Origin of the sequence: Cellvibrio sp. ARAG 10.3, assembly GCF_051846955.1 — a bacterium.
GTDB lineage: Bacteria > Pseudomonadota > Gammaproteobacteria > Pseudomonadales > Cellvibrionaceae > Cellvibrio.
The window spans coordinates 43,383-66,331 of the sequence record NZ_JBPYCU010000009.1; the positions used below are offsets into that span (position 1 = coordinate 43,383).

General features: G+C 44.2%; 17 protein-coding genes and 1 tRNA gene. 7 read left to right on the plus strand and 11 right to left on the minus strand.

Annotated features, from left to right (window positions below):
• Nucleotides 1–2 precede the first annotated feature (2 nt).
• On the plus strand, nt 3–3,527 hold the full coding sequence (gene mfd, locus ACSV5M_RS12640; protein WP_439176596.1) for a transcription-repair coupling factor: 3,525 nt from the start codon (nt 3–5) through the stop codon (nt 3,525–3,527).
• Complete coding sequence (locus ACSV5M_RS12645; RefSeq protein ID WP_439176597.1) at nt 3,524–4,420, plus strand: CsiV family protein; 897 nt, start codon at nt 3,524–3,526, stop codon at nt 4,418–4,420. Before mfd ends, ACSV5M_RS12645 begins: the two co-directional genes overlap by 4 nt.
• A gap of 96 nt (nt 4,421–4,516) precedes the next feature.
• Here the strand turns inward: ACSV5M_RS12645 and ACSV5M_RS12650 are convergent, their stop codons facing one another.
• The 4 genes from ACSV5M_RS12650 to htpG all read right to left on the minus strand — a co-directional run bounded on the left by ACSV5M_RS12650 (nt 4,517) and on the right by htpG (nt 8,083).
• On the minus strand, nt 4,517–4,732 hold the full coding sequence (locus tag ACSV5M_RS12650; RefSeq protein WP_439176598.1) for a cold-shock protein: 216 nt from the start codon (nt 4,730–4,732) through the stop codon (nt 4,517–4,519).
• Between the two features lie 315 nt (nt 4,733–5,047).
• Complete coding sequence (locus ACSV5M_RS12655; RefSeq protein ID WP_439176599.1) at nt 5,048–5,596, minus strand: hypoxanthine-guanine phosphoribosyltransferase; 549 nt, start codon at nt 5,594–5,596, stop codon at nt 5,048–5,050.
• Between the two features lie 27 nt (nt 5,597–5,623).
• Nucleotides 5,624–6,097: a methylglyoxal synthase gene (locus ACSV5M_RS12660; protein WP_439176600.1), complete on the minus strand. Its 474-nt coding sequence runs from the start codon at nt 6,095–6,097 to the stop codon at nt 5,624–5,626.
• An 84-nt stretch (nt 6,098–6,181) separates the two neighbouring features.
• A complete protein-coding gene (gene htpG / locus ACSV5M_RS12665; protein ID WP_439176601.1) occupies nt 6,182–8,083 on the minus strand; it encodes a molecular chaperone HtpG in 1,902 nt (633 codons plus the stop codon).
• A 191-nt stretch (nt 8,084–8,274) separates the two neighbouring features.
• Here htpG and ACSV5M_RS12670 point away from each other — a divergent pair.
• From ACSV5M_RS12670 to ACSV5M_RS12690, 5 genes are all read left to right on the plus strand, one after another.
• Nucleotides 8,275–8,351 (plus strand) — tRNA-Val (locus ACSV5M_RS12670).
• 141 nt (nt 8,352–8,492) lie between these two features.
• Nucleotides 8,493–9,368 carry an NAD-dependent epimerase/dehydratase family protein gene (locus ACSV5M_RS12675; protein WP_439176602.1) on the plus strand — a complete coding sequence of 292 codons (876 nt, stop codon included), beginning with the start codon at nt 8,493–8,495 and terminating at the stop codon, nt 9,366–9,368.
• A gap of 3 nt (nt 9,369–9,371) precedes the next feature.
• On the plus strand, nt 9,372–10,367 hold the full coding sequence (locus tag ACSV5M_RS12680; RefSeq protein WP_439176603.1) for an MraY family glycosyltransferase: 996 nt from the start codon (nt 9,372–9,374) through the stop codon (nt 10,365–10,367).
• 190 nt (nt 10,368–10,557) lie between these two features.
• A complete protein-coding gene (locus tag ACSV5M_RS12685; RefSeq protein ID WP_439176604.1) occupies nt 10,558–12,519 on the plus strand; it encodes a polysaccharide biosynthesis protein in 1,962 nt (653 codons plus the stop codon).
• A 5-nt stretch (nt 12,520–12,524) separates the two neighbouring features.
• On the plus strand, nt 12,525–13,367 hold the full coding sequence (locus ACSV5M_RS12690; RefSeq protein ID WP_439176605.1) for a glycosyltransferase: 843 nt from the start codon (nt 12,525–12,527) through the stop codon (nt 13,365–13,367).
• Here the strand turns inward: ACSV5M_RS12690 and ACSV5M_RS12695 are convergent.
• From ACSV5M_RS12695 to ACSV5M_RS12725, 7 genes are read right to left on the minus strand one after another with little or no spacing between them, the layout of a single operon-like run.
• The gene (locus tag ACSV5M_RS12695; RefSeq protein ID WP_439176606.1) at nt 13,317–14,258 is read right to left on the minus strand and encodes a lysylphosphatidylglycerol synthase transmembrane domain-containing protein; all 942 of its coding nucleotides are present in this window, start codon (nt 14,256–14,258) and stop codon (nt 13,317–13,319) included. The genes ACSV5M_RS12690 and ACSV5M_RS12695 overlap by 51 nt on opposite strands.
• Nucleotides 14,255–14,668, minus strand: coding sequence for a GtrA family protein (locus ACSV5M_RS12700; protein WP_439176607.1), 414 nt, complete (start codon nt 14,666–14,668; stop codon nt 14,255–14,257). The genes ACSV5M_RS12695 and ACSV5M_RS12700 overlap by 4 nt, the downstream gene beginning before the upstream one ends.
• Nucleotides 14,665–15,954, minus strand: a complete 1,290-nt coding sequence (locus tag ACSV5M_RS12705) for an NAD(P)/FAD-dependent oxidoreductase (protein WP_439176608.1) — start codon at nt 15,952–15,954, stop codon at nt 14,665–14,667. The genes ACSV5M_RS12700 and ACSV5M_RS12705 overlap by 4 nt, the downstream gene beginning before the upstream one ends.
• Nucleotides 15,944–18,178 carry a hypothetical protein gene (locus ACSV5M_RS12710; protein ID WP_439176609.1) on the minus strand — a complete coding sequence of 745 codons (2,235 nt, stop codon included), beginning with the start codon at nt 18,176–18,178 and terminating at the stop codon, nt 15,944–15,946. The genes ACSV5M_RS12705 and ACSV5M_RS12710 overlap by 11 nt, the downstream gene beginning before the upstream one ends.
• 55 nt (nt 18,179–18,233) lie before the next feature.
• Nucleotides 18,234–19,175 carry an NAD-dependent epimerase/dehydratase family protein gene (locus ACSV5M_RS12715; protein WP_439176610.1) on the minus strand — a complete coding sequence of 314 codons (942 nt, stop codon included), beginning with the start codon at nt 19,173–19,175 and terminating at the stop codon, nt 18,234–18,236.
• A 20-nt stretch (nt 19,176–19,195) separates the two neighbouring features.
• Nucleotides 19,196–20,884 (minus strand): hypothetical protein, encoded by a 1,689-nt coding sequence (locus ACSV5M_RS12720; RefSeq protein WP_439176611.1) that lies wholly within the window; start codon nt 20,882–20,884, stop codon nt 19,196–19,198.
• Nucleotides 20,871–22,949, minus strand: a complete 2,079-nt coding sequence (locus ACSV5M_RS12725; protein WP_439176612.1) for a hypothetical protein — start codon at nt 22,947–22,949, stop codon at nt 20,871–20,873. The genes ACSV5M_RS12720 and ACSV5M_RS12725 overlap by 14 nt, the downstream gene beginning before the upstream one ends.

Below are 22,949 nucleotides of genomic sequence, written 5' to 3' on the forward strand. Positions count from 1 at the left end.
CTATGACTTTATACCAGCCCAATGCCCTCCCCTCACTGGCCAAACCGGGCGACCGACAGTTCTGGGGACAACTTCACGGCAGCGCCCAAACCCTCGCCATTGCCAATGCAGCACGCCAATACCCCGGTTTGAGCCTGGTCGTTACTGCCGATACCAGCAGTGCGATTCGCATTGAAAATGAATTACGTTTTTTTACCAGCGCCGAACACCAGTTACCGGTGCTGCACCTGGCGGATTGGGAAACCCTGCCCTACGACACCATTTCGCCGCACCAGGACATCATCTCCGAGCGCTTGAGTACGCTGTACAAATTACCCTCGGTTAAACAGGGTATCCTGGTCACGCCTATCACCACGCTGCTACAGCGCCTGATGCCCCAGGATTATTTGCTCGGCAACAGCCTGATGGTTCGCTGCGGCGAGCAAATCGATATCAACACCTTGCGGCGCAACCTGGAAAAAGCCGGTTACCACTGCGTTGATACGGTGTTCGAACACGGTGAATTTGCGGTGCGCGGCTCGCTGATCGACATCTACCCTATGGGCAGCGATCTACCCTATCGTATTGATTTGTTCGATGACGAAATCGATACCCTGCGCACCTTCGATCCGGAAACGCAGTTGACCATCGAACAGGTAGACGCTATTCAGTTGTTACCGGCCAAGGAATACCCGCTCGATAAAAATGGTATTCAATTTTTTCGCCAGCAATGGCACGAACGTTTTGATGTTAACTCCAAGGATTGCCCGGTCTACCAGGACGTTAACGCCGGTATTTCACCACCGGGCATTGAGTATTACCTGCCGTTATTCTTCAAAGCCTGTAGCACCCTGTTTGATTATTTGCCGGACGCAACCTGTATCTATGCCTTGGGCGACATCGAAAAGGCCGCTGAAAATTTCTGGACCGAGCTCTACCGCCGCTATGAAAGCCGACGTGTTGATCCGCAGCGCCCGATATTACCGCCGCGCGATATTTATTTGCCCATCGAAGAATTATTTTCGCAGTTAAAACCCTTCTCCCGCATTTTTGTTGATGCGGCGCCGGTAGAGCAAAAAGCCGGTCACTTTAATTTCTCCACCAGTCCACCACCCAGCCTGCCGATTCGTGCGCAGTCCGATAACCCACTCGCCGCCGTGCAAGCTTTTTTAATGGAGTTTGATGGCCGGGTATTATTTTGTGCCGACTCAGCCGGTCGGCGGGAAACATTGCTGGAACTGTTGGGGCGGATACGCAAACTGCCTAAAGTTGTTGAAAACTGGCATGATTTTGCCACCGCAACCGATAAGCTCGCCATCACCGTAGCGCCACTGGAACAAGGCCTGCTGCAAACCGCCCAAGGCAAACAAACTGCCCTGGCATTGATCGCGGAATCGCAACTGTTCGGCGAGCGGGTTCAACAGCAGCGCCGCCGCAAACAGGTGCAAGACAACGCTGACCTCATCGTCAAGAACCTGACCGAATTAAAACCCGGCGCACCGGTTGTCCATATTGACCACGGTGTGGGCCGTTATCGCGGCCTGGAAACTATTACCATCGATGACCAGACCAATGAATTTCTAACCCTGGAATACGCCGACGAAGCAAAACTCTACGTGCCGGTGACCAATCTTCATTTAATCAGCCGCTACAGCGGTTCCGATGAAGACCTGGCCCCGCTGCATAAACTCGGCAGCGAAGCTTGGCAAAAAGCGAAGCGCAAAGCAGCGGAGCAAATACGCGATACGGCTGCCGAGCTGTTGGATATTTATGCGCGCCGCGCTGCCCGTAAAGGTCATGCCTTTGAAGACCCCAAAGTAGCCTACGATAATTTCGCCAGCGCCTTTCCGTTTGAAGAAACCCCCGATCAACAGCGCGCGATTGAAGCGGTTATCGCGGATATGCTCTCTCCCAAACCCATGGACCGGCTGGTATGCGGTGATGTAGGTTTCGGGAAAACCGAAGTCGCGATGCGCGCCGCGTTTATCGCATCCCACAGCGGGAAGCAAGTCGTTATCCTTGCGCCCACGACACTGCTGGCGCAACAACATTATGAATCGTTAAAAGACCGCTTCGCCGATTGGCCAATTACTATCGAAGTGCTATCACGCTTCCGTACCAACAAAGAAGTGGAAGAAGTTCAGCAGCGTTTGGCTGAAGGCAAGATTGATATCGTGGTGGGCACACATAAATTGCTGCAGCCGGATATCAAATACAAAAACCTCGGGCTCCTGATCATCGACGAAGAACACCGTTTCGGTGTGCGTCAGAAAGAACAGCTGAAAGCATTACGCGCAGAAGTCGATATCCTCACCTTAACCGCCACACCCATCCCGCGCACATTGAACATGTCTATGGCCGGCATCCGCGATTTATCCATTATTGCCACGCCGCCAGCACGCCGACTTTCGGTGAAAACCTTTGTGCGGCAATACGATGAAGCCGCCATTAAAGAAGCCATCCTGCGGGAAATTTTACGCGGCGGTCAGGTGTACTACCTGCACAATGAAGTCAAGACGATTGAAAAAGTTGCGCGGGATTTGCAAGCCCTGATTCCGGAAGCACGTATCGGCATTGGCCACGGTCAAATGCGTGAGCGCGACCTGGAACGGGTGATGTCGGATTTTTACCACAAGCGTTTCAATATTTTATTGTGCACGACCATTATTGAAACCGGCATCGACGTGCCCAGCGCCAATACCATTGTTATTGATCGCGCCGATAAATTCGGCCTCGCACAATTGCATCAATTACGTGGTCGTGTCGGCCGCTCGCATCACCAGGCTTACGCCTATTTACTGACGCCCGATAAACGCTCCATGACCGCCGACGCGATCAAGCGCCTGGAAGCGATTGCCAGTGCCGAGGATCTTGGTGCAGGGTTTACGCTGGCTACGTACGACATGGAAATCCGGGGCACCGGCGAGCTGCTCGGTGAAGAGCAATCCGGCCAGATTCAAACAGTGGGATTCTCGCTGTATATGGATATGCTGGATCGCGCCGTCAAAGCGATTCGCCAGGGCAAAGAGCCAAGCATCAATATGTCGGAGGATGTGATTGATGTAAACCTGCGCATTCCGGCGTTGATTCCGGGGGACTATGTACCCGATGTTCACACGCGCCTGGTGATGTACAAACGCCTGGCTGGCGCCGAAACCGAAGAGAATTTGCGCGAGCTGCAAGTGGAGATGATCGACCGCTTCGGGCTTCTGCCGGAACAAACCAAAAACCTGTTCCGCGTAACGCACATCAAGATCAAGGCACAACACATCGGTATTACCAAGCTGGAAGCGAGTGCACGCGGCGGGCGCATTGAATTCTCCAGCGAAACCCGGGTCGATCCTTACACTATTGTTCAGCTGGTACAAAAGCAGCCGCATATATATAAATTGGAAGGTGCAAATTTCCTGAAGTTTACGCTGGATATGGAAACCACGGAAAAGCGCCTGCAAACAGTCGATGAATTACTGGATCGGCTAACGCCGAAGGAAGCCGCTCAAGACATTACGCCCAAACCAAAATCCCTCAAGGAAACAGCAAAGAAATGATCAACGAGAATACCAACAACAGGTTTTTCATCGCATTTAAAACGCTGCGCCAGTTTGCCTTATTCGGTGCGGTCATCATGGCCGGCTTAAGCCCCTGGAGCCAGGCGCAGACCAATAACCAGCGCTGGTACCAGGTCGAGATGGTGGTATTTGCCCGGCAAACCCCGGATAGCCAGGAGTACTGGCCCACCAATATTAAATTGGGCTATCCACTGAATTGGGTGGAGCTGAAAAACCCCGATAGCCCCAGCCAAACCAAGTCCACGGATGCCTCTGCAGTAGCGCAACCTTCGGTGGACCTGTTGCGCGATCCCTTTTACCTGCTACCTGATAGCGATAAAAAATTGCGGAACCATGCCGCTGCGCTGCAACGGGACCCGCGTTATCGCATCCTTGCGCATCATGCCTGGCGGCAATTTATCGGCGATCAAAAGCGTGCACCGGCTATCCTGATCAAAGGGGGCAATGCGTTTGGCAATCATCGTGAGTTGGAAGGCAGCATCACTCTGAGTGTTGCGCAATATCTGCAATTGCGAACCAATTTGTGGTTCAGTGAATTTGAAATCAATTACGGGCAGGCGCCCGGAGAATGGCCGCAGCTTCCACAATCACCCAATCAACTGCGGGCAGAAATATTAGCGGATGATCGCGCGGAATCCGCGTCTGAAATGTCTGATTTTGACCAGTGGTCGAGCCTGAATACACCGACAACGGAAGCAACGCTATCAAATCTCAGCGAGCCCTATCTGACAAAAAGAATTGTGTTAATGGAACAGGAGCGCCGCATGCGCAGCAGTGAGATGCACTACCTGGATCATCCATTATTCGGCCTGATTATCCAGATCACGCCTTACAATCCCCCGCCGGCGAGTGCGGGCCTTACAACACCTTGAGCTAAAATTAATTACAACGCAGCCACCTGAAAAAACACCGGCATATGCCGGTGTTTTTTCAGGTGGCTCGACTGTCAGATTAACCAATCGCTACCATTAACCCAGCGGAACAACATCTTCCGCCTGTAAACCTTTTTCACCTTGCATCAATTCGAATTCAACGACTTGACCCTCGGTGAGCGAACGATAGCCATCTGCACGAATATTACGGTAGTGAACAAAGATATCGTCGCTACCCTCGCCACGAGTAATAAACCCGTAACCGCGTGCGTTGTTAAACCACTTTACTGTGCCTGATTCACGACCAGCCATACTGAGACCTCTTATTTTTATGTTCGCGATTCGCTTGTCCCTATCCATTTAATATTTTTGTCTCCACAACTCAGCATTCGAATAAGGCATCTATGCCATCGGACAGCAGAGCTTTTCTATGGAGCATAAATACAGCATCCGTGGGTCGTATTTGTACGGGAATTGGCAGCTATTGTCCAGAGTAAAACAACAAAAATGAGAGTTTTTAGCCTATTTCGTTATAAGTAAAGAAAAGTAACGAAGTGATGTTTAGACAATATTGCACTTAAGGATAAACAATAAAGAAAAGGCGCTTGAAAAAATCAGGCCAGTGAGTTATTTGCAGGCGAAGATTCCCGGCGCGTTGCGCCAGTGGTCTTCATAATCCATACCGTACCCAAACACATAGCGATCAGGCACTTGCAAGGCCACATAATCAGCCGCGATAGCCGGCGTGTGATTGGCCAGCAACTTTTCCGTCAGTACCGCAATACGAACGTCCGCCGCTCCAGCCGCTTTACAATGCTGCACAATCGCGGCCAGGGTAATACCACGATCAAGGATGTCATCAACCAATAAAATATGTCGCCCTTCCATAGAAACTTCCGGATAACGCTTCCACACCACATCGCTGCCTTCAAGCTGACCGGTGTAGCGCGTTGCATGGAGATAATCCACTTCCAGCAAAAAGGGCAAACGCTGCAACAGATAACCCAGGGTGGACAGCGCACCATTCATCACGCCCAACACCAATGGATATTTATCAGCAAAATCCCGATTAATCTGATCCGCCATTCTATCCAGGGCTTGCTCAACCTCGGCCAGGGTATACAAACAATCTGCCTGCGCGTATACCTGCTCTAACTTTGCCTGCTTATCACTCATCATCACCCCTCGGGTTTCACTTAACACTTACACAGATGTCGGCAGCTGCGCGCGTTTGGCCATATAGCTTTCGTAGTCCGGCACACCCCGTTCGCATTCAGCATTAAATAACGGAGAAGCCACCAGGAAATCAGCGGAAATCTGGTTACAGGCAATCGGAATATTCCACACGGCGGCGATGCGCAACAGGGCTTTTACATCGGGATCATGCGGCATGGGCTCGAAGGGGTCCCACAAAAAAATCAGGAAATCAATCTTGCCCTCGGTAATCAGGGAGCCCACCTGCTGGTCGCCACCTAAGGGGCCGCTGATGAGTTTATTGATCGGCAATCCGGTTTCTTTTTCGATAATCAGACCCGTGGTGCCAGTGGCGTAAAGTGTGTGCCCAGCCAGATCGGCGCGGTGCTTTTTACACCAGGCAACGATATCCTGCTTCTTATTATCGTGGGCCACCAAGGCAATATTTTTGGCTGCGGGCAGGATGACTTTTTTGTATTCCATGGTCGGCTCCGGATCGCTAAAAAATAAAATCTCCGGCCGACAAATGTCAGGCCGGAGTTCAAGGAAGGATATTGCTATTTAAGATTAATGGCTAAGCTCAAGCAAGAGTTTGTTCAAGCGTTGTACATAAGCTGCGGGGTCTTGCAGCTGAGCGCCTTCCGCCAGATTCGCCTGATCAAACAGCACGTGGGCCAGATCCGCGAAACGCGTTTCGCTGGATTCCTGTTCCAGTTTCTTGACCAGTGGATGCTCAGGGTTGAGCTCAAAGATCGGCTTGGTTTCCGGCAATTTCTGCCCGGCGGCCTCCAGGATACGGCGCATCTGTGCGCCCATGTCGTGCTCGGCCACCACCACACAGGCGGGTGAGTCGGTCAGGCGGTGCGTAATGCGCACTTCAGCCACCTGATCATCCAGCGCAGTCTTCACGCGCTCCAGCAAGGGCTTCAGTTGCTCGGCAACTTTTTCCTGGGCCTGCTTTTCTTCTTCGCTGTCCAGCTTGCCCAGATCCAGTTCGCCTTTACCGACGTCCTGGAATGATTTGCCGTCGAACTCGGACAAGTGGCTCATCAGCCACTCGTCGATGCGGTCACTCAGCAACAAGACTTCAATGCCTTTTTTACGGAACACTTCCAGATGCGGGCTGCTCTTCGCGGTATTGAAATTTTCTGCTGCGATATAGAAGATCTTCTCCTGCCCTTCCTTCATGCGGGCAACATAATCCTCCAAGGATTGATCCTGCTCCGGCTTGTCCGTATGGGTTGACGAGAAGCGCAATAGCTTGGCGATCTTTTCACGGTTGGCAAAGTCTTCCGCCGGACCTTCTTTGAGCACCTGCCCAAATTCCTTCCAGAAACCGGTATATTGTTCCGGTTCTTTCGCCAGCTTGGCCAGCATATCCAATACACGCTTGGTCAGGGCCGAGCGCATGGTGTCGATATTCGGGTCTTTTTGCAGGATCTCACGCGATACGTTCAGGGAAAGATCATTGGAATCCACCACACCTTTGATAAAGCGCAGGTACAAGGGCAGGAATTGCTCGGCGTCATCCATGATAAAGGTGCGCTGAACATACAGCTTCAAGCCACGGGAAGCATCGCGGTTATAAAGATCAAAAGGCGCACGGGCCGGAACATACAACAGGCTGGTGTAATCCAGATTACCTTCCACGCGGTTGTGACTCCAGGTCAGCGGATCAGTAAAGTCATGGCTGACGTGTTTGTAAAACTCTTTATATTCTTCGTCGGTCACGTCGCTGCGTGAACGGGTCCATAGCGCGGTCGCGGTATTGATCACCTCATCTTCCGGCTCTTTATCCTTGTTCTCCTCATCAATGGCGACCGGCTTCTGCATCACCACCGGGATCGCAATATGGTCGGAGTATTTTTTAATGATGGAACGCAAACGCCAGTTATCGGCGAACTCCAGGGCATCACTTTTCAGATGCAACTCAATGGTCGTACCACGGGCCGCCTTCTCCACAGTCTCGACGCTGAACTCGGCGTCACCGGAACATTCCCAGCGCACCCCTTCACTGGCAGGCGCACCGGCGCGGCGGGAGGTTACCACCACGCGGTCAGCCACGATAAAGGCGGAATAGAAGCCCACACCAAACTGGCCGATCAACTGCGCATCTTTCTTTTGATCGCCGCTCAGCTTCTGCATGAACTGCGCCGTTCCCGACTTGGCGATAGTCCCCAGGTTATCGACCACCTCATCGCGCGACATCCCGATACCGTTATCGCTGATGGTGAGGGTCTTGGCTTCTTTATCAAAGCTGATGCGAATCTTCAGGTCAGTATCACCCTCGTAAAGATCCCCGTTGGAAACCGCCTCAAATCGCAGTTTATCCGCCGCATCCGAGGCGTTAGAAACCAGTTCCCGCAGGAAAATCTCGCGGTTGGAATACAGCGAGTGGATCATCAAATGCAGTAATTGCTTGGCTTCGGTCTGGAAACCCCGGGTCTCTTTGCGTGCATCAACAGTCATATGAAAAGCTCCTGAAAAACATTCCGATCAATAGTGAAAACCTGCCAGACTGGCAGATAAAAGCATGTGCGGAAGATGGGGCTGGTGGGGAGGAATTCAAGGGGAGAGTACGACTAAGGAAGCGCCATACGCCACGATAATTATGCTTGAGATATGCTTCTCCATTTGCTAAAGTTCGCGCCCTGATTCTTAGGACTATAGCTCAGTTGGTTAGAGCGCTACCTTGACATGGTAGAGGTCCCCGGTTCGAGTCCGGGTAGTCCTACCAAATTTGGCTTGCAGCCATACAAAGACCCTGCTTCGGCGGGGTTTTTTATTTAGCCACCCTAACAACACTTATTGTCACCTTTTCGTGGCAGTGAGATGCTTATAGCACTTACCTACTCACAACTATTTGAGGAAATCTGAGGTGAGAATAGTGGTTACCGGGGCAAATGGTTTCGTTGGGACGACGCTGTGCCAATTTCTAACAAAGGCTGGTCATCAGGTAACAACCATCACACGCAGTCCATTTACCCTGCCCGACTGCACTAACCTGGTAATTCCACACCCCGCTCCGATATCTTCTCTTGATAATCAAGATTGCTTCATCCATCTGGCGGCACGCACGCATCATCTGGACGAATCCAAAGCTGTTCTTGATATTTATCGTCGTGATAATGTCGCGCTAAGCTGTTATTTTGCTCAATTAGCCATAGATGCTGGCGCAAAACGGTTTATATATATAAGTAGCATCAAAGTTAATGGCGAAGAAACTACGCGGCCCTTTCGGCATAACGACACACCAGCTCCCCAAGACGCCTACGGAATAAGCAAATGGGAGGCCGAATGCCAACTTAAAGATCTACTAGCAGCATCCAAAACAGCGCTTGTCGTTATCCGCCCGCCGCTGATTTTTGGGGAAAACCCCAAAGGTAATCTAAAGACGCTACTGAAATTGATAAATAAAGGTGTACCTTTACCCTTTAAGAATATTAACAATAAGAGGGATATCATTTCCGTAGAGAATCTCTGTTCATTAATCTCAGCAACTTGCGATCACCCTGGAGCCAATGGGGAAGTATTTTTGGCTAGTGATGGCAAACCCCGATCTACAGCACAAATTATCCAAATGCTGGAGCGACAGTCCTGTAGGAAAGCTAAACTCGTTTCGATACCAAACACGCTATACCAGTGGCTTGGCTACATTCCACCCTTAAAACCAAAAATTCAAAAGCTGACGGGCAATCTCGAAGTGGATATTAGCCATACTCGACAAACGCTTAACTGGTCGCCAAAGGATTAATTAATGATCGCATTCGCGGTGCTCGCCTGCTTGTATGTACTGCTTGGATATCTCGCCACACGAGTCGTTTTATATATTGCTACGCGCAACAATATTCTTGACCAACCCAATGAGCGAAGTTCACACAGCAAACCTACACCACGTATCGGTGGATTAGGATTTGTAGCGATAATTACCATTATTCTGGCAATAGAACTTTTTGTTCACGCCTCACCGCCGCACCTGATCCTGGCACTCATGCTTCCAGCCCTATTCCTCTCGGTAATAGGACTCATTGATGATTTATTCAGCCTTTCTAATAGGACCCGCTTTTGCTTCCAAGTCATCCTTGCCTCGGTAGTTGTAACTGTTGTGGCCCCCTTCCCTGTCGAAACGGCTGCGTTAACAATAGCCGTTACAATCATCCTGACAATCGCCATAGTGTGGTTGATAAATTTGTTTAATTTTATGGATGGCATTGACGGTATTGCTGCGGCAGAAGCGATCTTTATCCTTTTATCATTGGCACTTTTGCTGTCACTAAATAATGAAGAAAATAGCTGGTCAAGGTTGATATTTTTAATTGCAATGCCTGCTGCTGGGTTCCTGCTGCTGAACTGGTCTCCAGCTAAGATTTTCATGGGTGATGTAGGAAGCACTTACCTAGGGTTATTAATTGGGTGTTTAATGCTGATAGCCATCAAGCTTGGTATCTCTATCTGGAGTTGCCTAATTCTTGCCGCTGTTTTTCTGTGTGATGCCACGTTAACCTTGATTACCAGAATGGCAACAGGGCAACAATGGTTTAAGGCGCACCGGAGCCATGCATATCAAAAACTGGCAGAGAAGCTATCCCATGCCAAAGTTAGCTTCTGGATGACTTTAGTAAATATTTTCTGGCTTTTACCTCTCGCCCTTATTTCAACCCATCTTTCTCCATTTAGCCCTCTGATTACTGTTGTTGCATACGCTCCGCTAGTAGCTATCTGTTTAAAAATAAAAGCCGGGCAGTCGAAGTAAGAAGCCATCCATGCTCCGTATGTTAGCTGACCCACATACGTCGCAAAATCCACACATTAGAAAGTCGTTCTACCCCGAAGTCCAGTAAAATAGGGCTGTTATCGCTAACAATTTGTTACAACTTAAGCTACTAATGCATATTTCAAATTGGTAACATAGCCTCTGTCAAGTTCCAGCAAGGAATACGCATTTGAATCAATCCCCTTTATTAAACAAATTTCTTAATGCGCCCCGGCCAGTCAAACGCGCCATTTCCATTGTTTATGACTGCGTGGCAATTACCCTCTCATTTTACCTCGCTTATACACTCAGAATGGGTACAGTTACTATCGATATCGATAGGGCGCTCCTTGGGTGCTGGCTGTTCACATTAGCAGTTTCCATCTTCGTCTTCATACGAACAGGGCTATATCGAGCCATATTACGTTATATGACTCAACAAGCGATGCTCACCATCGTTATGGGCATTCTGATATCCAGCATAGCTATGGCAACGAGTGGCTTTTTCTTACACGCATTTCTGCCCAGGTCGGTACCTATCATCTATATTTTTACCAGCCTGATTTTAATTGGTATACCTCGCGTCGCTTTTCGCAATATCATCCATATGCTAATCCCCAAAGGGAATGTCAAGGTTATTATTTATGGGGCAGGAGAAAGTGGAAATAACCTGGCGGCGCAACTTGAATCAAGCCCCGAATTTAATCCAGTCGCATTCGTTGATGACAACCGTAAATTACAAGGCAGTGTTTTACGGGGGCTTACGGTCTATCATCCCCATAAACTTGCCTCACTGATTGAAGAACACGGAGTAACTCGCATATTGTTAGCCTTGGGCAACATTAGTCGCCAAGAGCGTATTCGTATTATTCGTTATTTGGAACCATTACTTGTACAGGTTCAAACAATACCGCCTGTGACGGATATTGTTAAAGGTATCGCCCGTATTAATGAATTAAGAAACATCCAGATTGAAGACTTGCTCGGAAGGGACCCCGTTGCCCCAAATATGTCACTAATGGAAAAAAACACCACGGGCAAGGTAGTGATGGTAACTGGAGCAGGAGGATCAATTGGTTCGGAATTGTGCCGCCAATTAATCCTATTACAGCCCTTAAAAATTGTGTTATTCGAACAAAATGAATTTAACCTGTATAAGATCGAAAAAACGCTTTCAGAAACCATAAAAACAAAGGAGCTAAAGACAGAACTAGTTCCTTTGTTAGGGTCGGTCCAAAATAAATCTTTGCTTAATATGGTGATGCGTCAATTCGATATCCATATTATTTATCATGCCGCAGCGTATAAACACGTTCCTATTGTAGAGCACAACTTAATTGAAGGTATTAAGAATAACCTTTTTGGAACCAAGTACGTCGCAGAGGCTGCTCTGGAAAATAGAGTTCATAGCTTTGTATTGATTTCTACTGATAAAGCAGTCAGGCCTACAAACATCATGGGTGCGACGAAGCGATTAGCGGAAATGTTCATACAGAACATAGCTGAAAGGTCGTCCTCAACAACTTTTTCCATGGTCCGCTTCGGTAATGTCCTGGACTCTTCAGGCTCAGTGGTTCCCCGATTCAGGGAACAACTGAAGAACGGAGAGTCTATAACGGTGACGCATAAAGATATCGTTCGTTATTTTATGACAATAAGCGAAGCAGCACAGTTAGTCATTCAATCAGCATCTTTGGCTCAAGGCGGAGAGGTTTTCGTACTTGATATGGGCGAGCCGGTAAAAATTGCCGACCTGGCCCGTGAAATGGCCTTACTGGCCGGATACAGCATCAAAGATGAAAACAACCCTAACGGTGACATCGATATCAAATACACCGGATTAAGACCTGGAGAGAAGCTCTATGAAGAGCTATTGTGCGGTGAAAATTGTGAAGGAACTCAACACCCTCGAATAATGAGGGCTAACGAGAAAAAAATAACAGAAGAAGAAATGGAGAAATTGTTCAGAAATGCATATGAATATTGCGAAGCGTATAAAATTCAGGAGCTTCATGCGTTAATTATTGATTCCGGTGTAGAATTTAATCCAGTGTATGAATTAAATGACTTACTCTATAAAACCAGAAAAGATAACCAGAAAAAACTGGTGCTTGTCTCAAGTAACGATGAAAAAAGGCTATTGGCAGAGTAATCTTTGTGGCAACCACCGAAATAGTAGTCAGTGCCTCTTGCGTCACATTTAACTCAGATGTAAATCTACTACAAGCCACCATACAGTCTTTAGCCGATACCTATCGAACAGCGAAAAGGCAGCATAAGTTAAAATGCCTCAGGTTGGATTTAATTGACAATGGACCAGATCAAACCAACCTGGAAGTGTTGAGAAAAATTCAATATCAATATCAAAGTTCTTTTGATCAAATCAATATTTTTTCGGGTCATGGCAACCTCGGCTACGGGGGCGGCCATAATCTGTCAATCAATGCGGTTAATTCCACTTTTCATTTGATTATTAATCCGGATGTGACCTTAGCTCCTAATAATTTGGGTCTAGCTGTAGAGTACATGGAAGCTCATCCTGACGTTGTCCTTCTTGCACCAAATGCAACAGATGAAAATAACAACATGCTGTTCCTCGCAAAACGTGCACCTCAACTCCACGTGTTGCTAGCCAGGGCCTTAAAGCTTCGCTTTCTTGAGCGAGTTTTTGAAAAAGATATGAAGCGTTATGAGTACAGAGATGTCATGCCAACCGACACGCCATATGAAATAGAACTTGCCAGCGGCTGTTTTATGTTTTGCAGGACCCTGCACTTAAAAAAAATAGGAGGGTTTGATTCAACGTACTTTATGTATTTTGAAGATTTTGATCTTTCCATCCGCCTCCGGAAAATAGGAAAAATCATCTTTTTGCCAGACTTAAAAATTCTCCATTATGGTGGGAACGCTTCGAGAAAAGGCTTCCGACATCTCATATATTTCTCAGCATCAATGTGGAAGTTCTTTTTGAGGCATCGATTTAAGCTCAAGAGCTATTAAGGAGAGCATTCCGCAGATTATTGCAAACCATAGAGTTGATATCCTTATGCAGATAGCCAGTAACCCGGCCATAACAGTAGACACCCCGTAGAACACAAGCTGAAAAGTGATCGCTGCTTCTGTCGTACCTATACCACCTGGCAGCATAGATAATGCACCAACGAGCATCGCGACGGGATAGATAGAGATAGCCGTATAGATCGGCAAGCCTTCACCAATATGATTTAGTAGCCAAACAAAAGATAATGAAACAATTAACCAGGCTGTCGCTCCCAATATCAAAGAGACCGCAAGGTCTTTAAATGTCAACCATCGACTAATGCCTCGAATGCCTTTCGTAAACAAGCGCATCAAGATTGATAAACGCTTAAACCCAAACCGCCTCAAAAAAAATACTATCATCCGTAGAAAATGCGGATAACGTACAACAAAAATAATAGCGACAATGATTAGCACAATAGAAATAGCAATCCATACAAAAAAATCAAAGACTAAAGCGACTAATGATCCGATTAATAGCACAACCAATAGATCAAGTGCTCTTTCATAAATGAAAGCAGATATCGTAACCGATGGGTGCACATTGTGATTAAGTAAGTATCGGACTCTTACCAGCTCCCCTACTTTTCCAGGAGAAGCAGTAAAAGCAAAGCCAGACAAATAACATAAATATCCTTCCCAGAATGGTATGGTACATTGCGCTCGCCAGAGCAACCAGTACCAACGCAAGTAACGCAACAGGAACGAACAGAAAGCCAATGTCACCAGGAAAGGGAATAGTTGCAACATATCCCGCACACCGGAAAAACTAGAAAGGTCAAGAAACAGCAGAACCCCAACATATATTATCGTTATAGCAACGAATGTAAGGGCTGCAGAAGAAGGTTTCATTGTTTACTTTCTTTAAATGAAAAACGCTTGTGGCCATAATAACTGGTAAAGACCGGAAAAATTATCCCTACAATATGCGCTATTTCATGAACAAATCTCGTTACTCCAAGAAATGGTAGAATATAATAAGCAAATAACATGCTTAATAACCAGGTTTGCAAGACGGCCACCGCATTAACAAGACAAAAGTAAAGAATCGATTGCCCCAATTTCTGTTCACTTTCTGTGAAGACAAAAATTTTTGCTAATACATAGGCTGTTACCATACCGCATAAATAGGCCAATATCACAGAACTGGAAAAGCTTAACCATTGATTAAACAAAATTCTGCTTAAAAAATTTACTAGTGCGGCAACGCCCCCAGTTACTATGAATACGACAAACTGTCGCTTTGCAAAAAAACGAATCATGTTGTCGCCTTACGAGCCATCATTCTGCCGAACCCAATACTCTCCGATATCCCTCTGTCCTCTGGATAATAAAAAGATGTATCAGCAACAAAAAGGCCTTTTACAGGCAAATCAAATGAAGGGAGAGACTTTAAAAAACCAGGTGGACAAATAGGCTGTGCGTATCGATAACGACTCACCCGAATATCCAGAAAATCGTCATCGTTCAAACCTGGATTAATACGTTTTAAGTAATTTTGTACTTTCTTTGCAAATGCCTCATTAGGTTCTTTATATTTATCCAATTCAGCCGGCATATAAAATGGTACATATACAATATGGTCATTTAGCGGGCGTAAATTTGAGTACTCTACCAACCCTGGAATATCCATATCAGGATCATTTACGTTCAACCAGAAGTTCTCGGTAAGTCGCTTTTTGAGCTTTGCAATAACACAGACCACGGCAATATTTTGAATAGCTTGATATTTCGATAAAATTTCGGGTGCAAGATCTGGGATTATATTTGGAACGTATGGCAGCGGAACGGTGCTAATTACAGTATCAAAAGCTTCCTCTTTACCCTTAGTTACAACACCAGAAACTCTGCCATCTTTCAAAACAACTTTTTCTACCGCAGAGCTTAAATGGAATACTCCACCATTGTTTTCGATATAGTTCTTCATTCCGTTTAACAAAGTGTCGGATCCCCCTTCTAGATAACCTAATTTCTCACGAAATAAATTATAGCGAGACCGCCCTATTCTTCTTATACGACTCCATATCCAGGCAGCAGAGAGGTTGCCAGAAAAATGATAAAATTTGTAATCAAACAACTTTTGCCATAGAACGCTATAAGCCTCGCCACCAACCCAACGCCTTATCCAGCCCGATGCCTCTACATCATCTAAAGGCTTCCAGTCGTCGCGTTTCGTAGACAAGAAAGCGTGTAAGCCATAACGGAACTTTGCTATCAGGCTTAATCCGGGGAACTTTAATAGAGCAACTGGGTTGCCCCATGGAGATACTTTATTTTGATAAAAGTAGCCCATTTTAGTCTCTGTCCATTTCATTTTTTCAGACAGATTAAGCTCATCAAGCACAGCAAGAAAATCTTTGTCTGATATGCAATGAAAATGATAGTACCGTTCTATACTCAAACCATTGAAATCGAAAGTCGCTGTCATACCTCCCACTCGATCATCTGCCTCAAAAACAACAGGCGTGTGACCATCCTTCACTAACTGGTAAGCAACAGCCATCCCCATCGGACCGGCACCTAGTACGGCGATTTTCTTACTGTGCATAAAATTTCCTATCGGGAGTACGGACGAAATCACATCCGATAAATTTAAAGGAAAAGACAAAAAATAAAACAAGAGAAATCAAAAACAAAAGAAAAATTACAGCATTGGAAATATCTTGATATGCCATAACAGACAGAAAGTAAATTGAAAAGCTACTAGATAAATGAATAGTAAAAACAAGGGCAGAGAATTTTCTGAGAACCAAATAGATAAATACGGAAAAAATAAACATAAAAGAAAGCCAAGGAAAGTAAGCACCTTGGTGTATTACTGTAGCGCCTGCCTCAAACATCAATAAACACCATAAAATCAGAGAAGCAAATGATGTTGCACCAAACACGACTACCGGCAGGTTGAAGAACTTTTTTCTGTAAGAGAAAAGGAGGACGCAAGAGGCTATAAAACCAATTACAAAAATTATTCCCATACTATAAAAGAAGTTAAAAAAAGATTTTCCTTTTACATGTTGAATGGCTCTTAGACTATCTTCATCCAAAAGAAACATCTTAACTGGAGCAGAAATGTAGTCGTAATCATATACACCTTCAACTACTTTCTTGAAATTAGCTACTTTTGCAGAAAAAATTTCCTCAATGGACATCATCGTATAAGCATCTGTTAGCGTATTGAAAAAGGGCTTATCACTAACAGCCACCTGTCCGGCCAAATGCCACTTAGTCAATCTATCGCCTGGCGGATCAATCTTCTTTTGATAAAAAATCCATGGACCGAACATCAAAATAGCGATAGCTATGGCGATGACAACATCACGCAACCGGGGCTTAAATATAAAAAATGAAACTATTGCAATAGGAATTAAAGAAAAAATACTTCCAGAGTGTGCCAACATTGAAATCATTGCTAGTACGGTAGAAAGAATAATCGGCGTAGTCTTAGATCCAAACGATTCTATGTTTAATAACACGTAAGCAATGAAAAGAAGAGATGCCCCTGCAACTAGCTTGGGCCATACAAATATAGTATTTACCAACATAACACTTGAAAAGGCAAGTGAAGTGAAAACAAGAAATTTTTCTACTCCATACTCTTTAAAAAATAAGCTCAAAAACAACATTAGAGGAACTAGACAATAGGCTTGAAGCAACATGGACGTCAGCTGATAACCAATGTCAGTCCCCGAAAAAAGCTTGTAATAGAATAAAAACTGCCCAGTTTGCAAGGGCGGTCGGTCACTTGACAACCAATCACCAATCATAGGACTAGAAAGACGCTCATGATACACTTGGTCAGCGAAAATCTTGGGCAGAAAATTATCAATAGGAAGTTCGTGTGTAAAAATAGTAGCCGCAGTTTTTTGAATAGATGTCAAATCACCATAGGCTATCGCGAAAGAAAATAGAACAATAACGTACAGAACAGGGATTAAATAGATTTTCAAAACATAGGATGATCTAAAAGTACTGAAGAAAGTACCATTAAAAACCGATCTAAATAAATAATATACGCTAATAAGAATAATTAAATATGATAAAAGCAATCCCATATTATGGGACAAATAATATACCCAAAAACTTAAATAGTATAAACAACATAATAAAATGAATATTAATGGTGCTATAATAAATTCCAGCTGCGTGAACTTTTTTATATAAAAATAACTGAGGCCTGTGATCGCTATTGATGTAATAAAAAATACAATTATAAAGAATATAACTTGAATCTGATCAATTAAGTGATGAAGTTTATAATCTCTTGTTGGAATAGACAGACCACCCCATTCCTTAAAAGAACCACCTTTATCAATTAAAGTAATTTTGACCTTTTCATTTTCATCAATAGGAAGAAGGATTTTCTGGGCTGTCCAGGTTTCTCCTGGAGCAGGATTAATCCTTTCAAGAGGGGCAACAACTTTGCCTCCCACGTCAAATATCAATTGCACATTCTCACCAAAGTAACCCGCAGTAAAAATGACAAATTCGCCGTTCGATTGAAATTCACTGGTTTCCAGAGTCTGGATATCGGCATCCCCAGAGAAACAGTAAGTTATTCTGGCGTTTAACTCTATTTTGTTTGCTAAATGAGGGGATGATTCTTTTTCGCATCCCCCAGATATTATAATATCGCTACGATTACTTTCAGAGATTTTGCTTTTGAAGTATTCAGCCCTATTACTTATAGCCACCAAAGCAATAAAAAAAAACAGTGCAAGTAACGCCAGAATGTCAGCGCGCATATCCAAGCCCGAAGAGGAAGGAATTCTCATGTATCTCATAAGCGGTATCTACAACGAAATAAATTATTAGAATAATAAATCAAGACTAAAATTCCAGAACAACTTTTCCATACTCAGGGTCATTAAAAGTTTTATTAATAGCCTCGTGAAATGGAGTTCGCTCAACTTCAAAAATTGATGGCCAATCAATCTCTTCGAACTCATCATGCGCAACCAGTGCTTTTAATTGATCTGCTGTGAATGGCGGTTCTCTGTCAAAAAGAGACCAAGCCTTTAATAAGATATAGAATAATGAATAAGGGATCTTCACTATCAGTGCTTTTGCACCAGTAGCTTTCTTTATTTCCCGAATAATATCGATATAATCAATCCGTTCAAGCCCAGAGATATTGAATATTTTCCCAGAAATTTGTTTTTCAATACAGCTGACAATAATGCTCGAAAAATCACCTGCATATAATGGCTGGCGCATATACTTCCCGTTTCCAGGAATTGGAAATACAGGAACTCTGTGCATAAAACGTTTGAGCCAGCCCAGATGTTTTCTATCAAACCAACCAAACATCAATGTAGGACGCAAGACTACACAATTAATCCCGCTTTCTAATACTATTTTCTCTTGTTCTGTTTTGGACGTCGTGTAATGGTCTTTCGCCACAGACTTCACTACAGAAGAACTGATATGAACAGTATATGGAACGTTGTATTTTTTTATAAACTCCAAAACAATCTTTGTGGAAATTATATTGTTTCGAACAAAAGGTTCCGGGCTTAGGTCTCCTATCTGAGCCTGAAGCATTACCACAACATCCGCATTCTTAAAATGCTCTTCCCAAGCGCCAGCTTCAGCAAGATCAACTTGCTCAGCAACAATATCTGGATGAAATTTCTTCAGGATATCCAGATTTTTTCTATGTTTATCTAAAACAACCAGATTTTTATAGCCCTCTCTTTTCAAATGAGCTACTAAGTTTTGTCCTACCAAACCAGCGCCACCTGGAATGACTATCTTTCTATTTTCTTTCATATCTTCAACCATATTTTAGATTATTCAGGAATAAAAATAGCGGACCATTCACCCCAGCCTCGCCCTAAATCCATAAGCACTATTTCATAACGCTTACCTTCTTCGGCTTCAAAATCTAGAATGGCAAGAGAATCCGATTTCTTTAGATAAACTGATAGCACAACTTGTTGGCTATCGGCCTCAGCAACAAGAATCTTTTGGTTATTTGAAACTGGACCAGTCAGATAGGCGATCCGCACTACCTTCCCGAGAGCATTAATGACTACTTTGTGCTGACCAGTAAATGCATCACTACCCACCCAGGAACTTAACATTTGCGCACCAAATGTATTAGTGACCTCCGCAGGCAACGTATTCATACCCCAACTGCCATTAACTATCTCAAACTTATCTAGGGATGAAATCAATAATGGATTAAAATCGGAGAAATTAAAATTTACATATTCAGAAGGAAACTTTTTTAAATCTCGTTCACTATCAAGGAAGCTTTGATCAATCAAATAGGCACATTGATCTTTGCTTAGCTGTAGGTGCCAAAGATTGTGCATTTGCCCATCCAGATTAATAGGGAAATGATAAGCGCTGTTACTAATACAGTATGTAATCTCAGTGAGCCAATTAGGTGACTCACTTAATCGATAAAATTTCGTTGTAGAATTCAGCAAAGCACAGGAACACAGAAACCAAAAGATATATCTAGCGGCACGACTATCTTTCGACACAGAATAGAGCCAAATCAATACCCAAGAAAAGATAACAAAAGGATAAAAAAAGTACCTTGGTCCCGCCGTGTGTGGATCGATCAACTCAATAGGAACACGCTTCACAGTTGCAAAAATTGCCACTGCGTACAAACAAACAATCAGAAAAAAAGGAAAGCCCAGTTCTTTTCCTTTTCGATACCAAGACCACAACAAAAACGAAACCACTACAAACATCAAGATTGTATCCGCAGGAGCGCTTATTTTTCTGAAGAAAAATTGTCCGACAAATTTCGAAAGAATAGAGATCAGGTCTCTGAGAATATCCAAAAGACCCACACTGGTCATGTTGGCTTTTGTAAAAACAAAATATGCTTGGATAGCCGAGAGAACTATAACCAACACCGTACTAAATACTTCAGTACGATATCTATAGAAATATGTCCTTAGAATAAAAAGCGGGGCACAAAGAATAACAACAGGTGAAGAGAGGCCGGCGATACCAATGCAAAAATATCGTAGATAGCTGCTTCGCTGCTCAGTGTTCCACAGCAACGCTAAAAAAATTAACAAAGTTCCCCACCAAAAGCTATAGAGGGGCAAAACAAAAACCTCTGGATTCGAAGGAATGAGAATAGTAGCTAGCGCACATAGAACTTTGTAGCGCAGCAAAGTAGGCGCATAAGCAATGAGATAAAGACATAGCACAGAAAAAAGAGCAGAAAGATATATGCTTATCGCCGGGTAGTGAATGAAACTTATTTTTAAAGAAATGGCCGTAATTATTTTTGATGGTAATATTAAATAGCCTTGAACTGGCTGAAATAGCGACCAAAAGCCATAATCCAGGTAATGAGGAATATTCCAGGTTCCGTCTTCCGCCCATACATACGGTGCAAGAAATTCCATGGGTCGACGCAAAAACAACAACAGAAAACAAAGCAGCACAAAAGCTAGCTTAAATCTCAAATTATTGACATTCCATTCAGAAAAATTAATTAACCGCATTGTCCAACCTCCTAACTGCAATTGCGGACCACTGCCCCCATTCGCTCCCTGAATCTTCCAAAATCACCTCTTGAGCACCTTCTGTTTTGATTTTTAAAGTAAGCAACACCCACTCATTAGCGAGCGGAAGATTATAAGTAGAATTATCTATTGTTATACGTTGACCTATGGATGATGGCCCTGATCGATAATAAATTGAATCACCATTCTTTATCACCAGCTTTATCTTACCAACGTCACTGTCGCTGCTTACAAATGTGCCATAAACATTTAATTCAGGATGATGAGAACGATAATAATCAGATCCTATCCAACCACCAACATCGGCAACTGAATCTGACTTGATCACGTTTAGATCATTTCCGAAAGATTCATCACGAACTACATAAGGCAAGTCTGGAAAAGTAACCGGGAGATAGCAAGTGCTAGAAACTAGCTTTAACTTTCCAGAAGTACGATCTGAAATAGCATAACCCTCGAAGCCCGAATGCTCAGCCTTTTCGTGAACTGCTATTTTAACGTCGGGCCTTGGCCCGCCAAGTAGAGCATAACCAACAATATCTTGTTGTGAATCTATTAAATATGCAGAGCCCAATGGCTCATATGAGAGAGGGTCGAACAACCAACCTCTCACTGCTATAAAATAATTATCACTTGGTAACGATCTCACCTCATCTAAAGCGCCTTGACAAATACCTGAGGGAACTTCATTTAATTTCGTCCCCAACCTTTCACCAACATCTCTTATCAGAGGGTGCGAAAAAATAGAAACATTATTCTTTGATCCGGCATGAGAGATCTGAAGCGCCCATTCCACAGATGGGAAAATAGTCCCAACTTTATTTCCATCCCGCGCCCCCAATTCTAAAGACAAACCACCTACCATTTTTTGAAAATGAGTATCTGTGTGATCATCTAATGCATGAAGCTGCGAGGGGAACAAGGCTATTTGAATGAGCAATATAACAACTAAAACGGCTGTTGGTCTTTTAGCGTATAAACGCTTCAAATATTCAATAGAGAGTAGTGTTAAAGCAATCCATGCCATCAGTACCGGTGTCATATATCGACCTGCTAAGGCTTGGTCAAGCCCAAATATTGCACGCCCCCCCGCAGTCCCTACGGCCGTCCCACCGACATATAATATGAATATTAATAATACATAGTTGATATTCACATTTTGGTTAGACTTAATCGACTTAATCAAAAAATAAGCACTACCAATTATAAGAAGCAGTCCGCTTAACTGCGCAACCGATTGAGAAAAAGCTCCTTTTCCTGTCAGATAATAGAAAGGAGCCCCAAGATAAAGCACAACATATTGAACGACCAACAAGGGTTCAGAAGATAGCGCAGAACTAAGTGAGCCATGTCCCGGAGGCGATCCATAGCCATGAAAATAGAGCGTAATAGATGATACTGACAAAATTGCCAGAATAAAAATTTTCATTAGATTAATATGCATTAGCAATGCCAGAAACAGCATCAGTGGCAGTGCAATCACCCCATTGGCCATTGAGACGCTAGCTAAAAAGCCTATAAAGCAAGCCAAAATGAAAAAGCCTGTAGATTTTTTTCTTTCTGCATGAAACAGAAGAAAAAAAGCCAACAATGGTAATATCTGAGCCAAGAAAAACTGGGATTGAAAACCCCATGTTATGTTTTCTTTTTGTGTCCAGGAAAATAATAGGCAAAAAGTCACGAGACTCAATAAGAAGCCGAGATCAGCAGGCTGTTCATCAAACTTAATTAGTATTATCTTCCTATATATTAGACAGGCACCAACAATTAATAAATAGTTAAAAATAATCAAAAAAACCAATCGCCCATTAAAAAAGTAATTGTCGATCCAAAATAAAATTCGGGACAGCACAATTCGATGCTCATTGTGCTGTCCCCACCACACTGACCAATCCCCTAGGCTCGCCTTTACATAGAAATCAAGGTACCCGTCCCACATATCCCAAAAAGGCACAGGAGAATAAGATAGAATTCCACCTACAATCGCAAGAAAAATATAGAGAACAAAGAATATCAGTATTGATACCTTCAGTATGCGAATCAT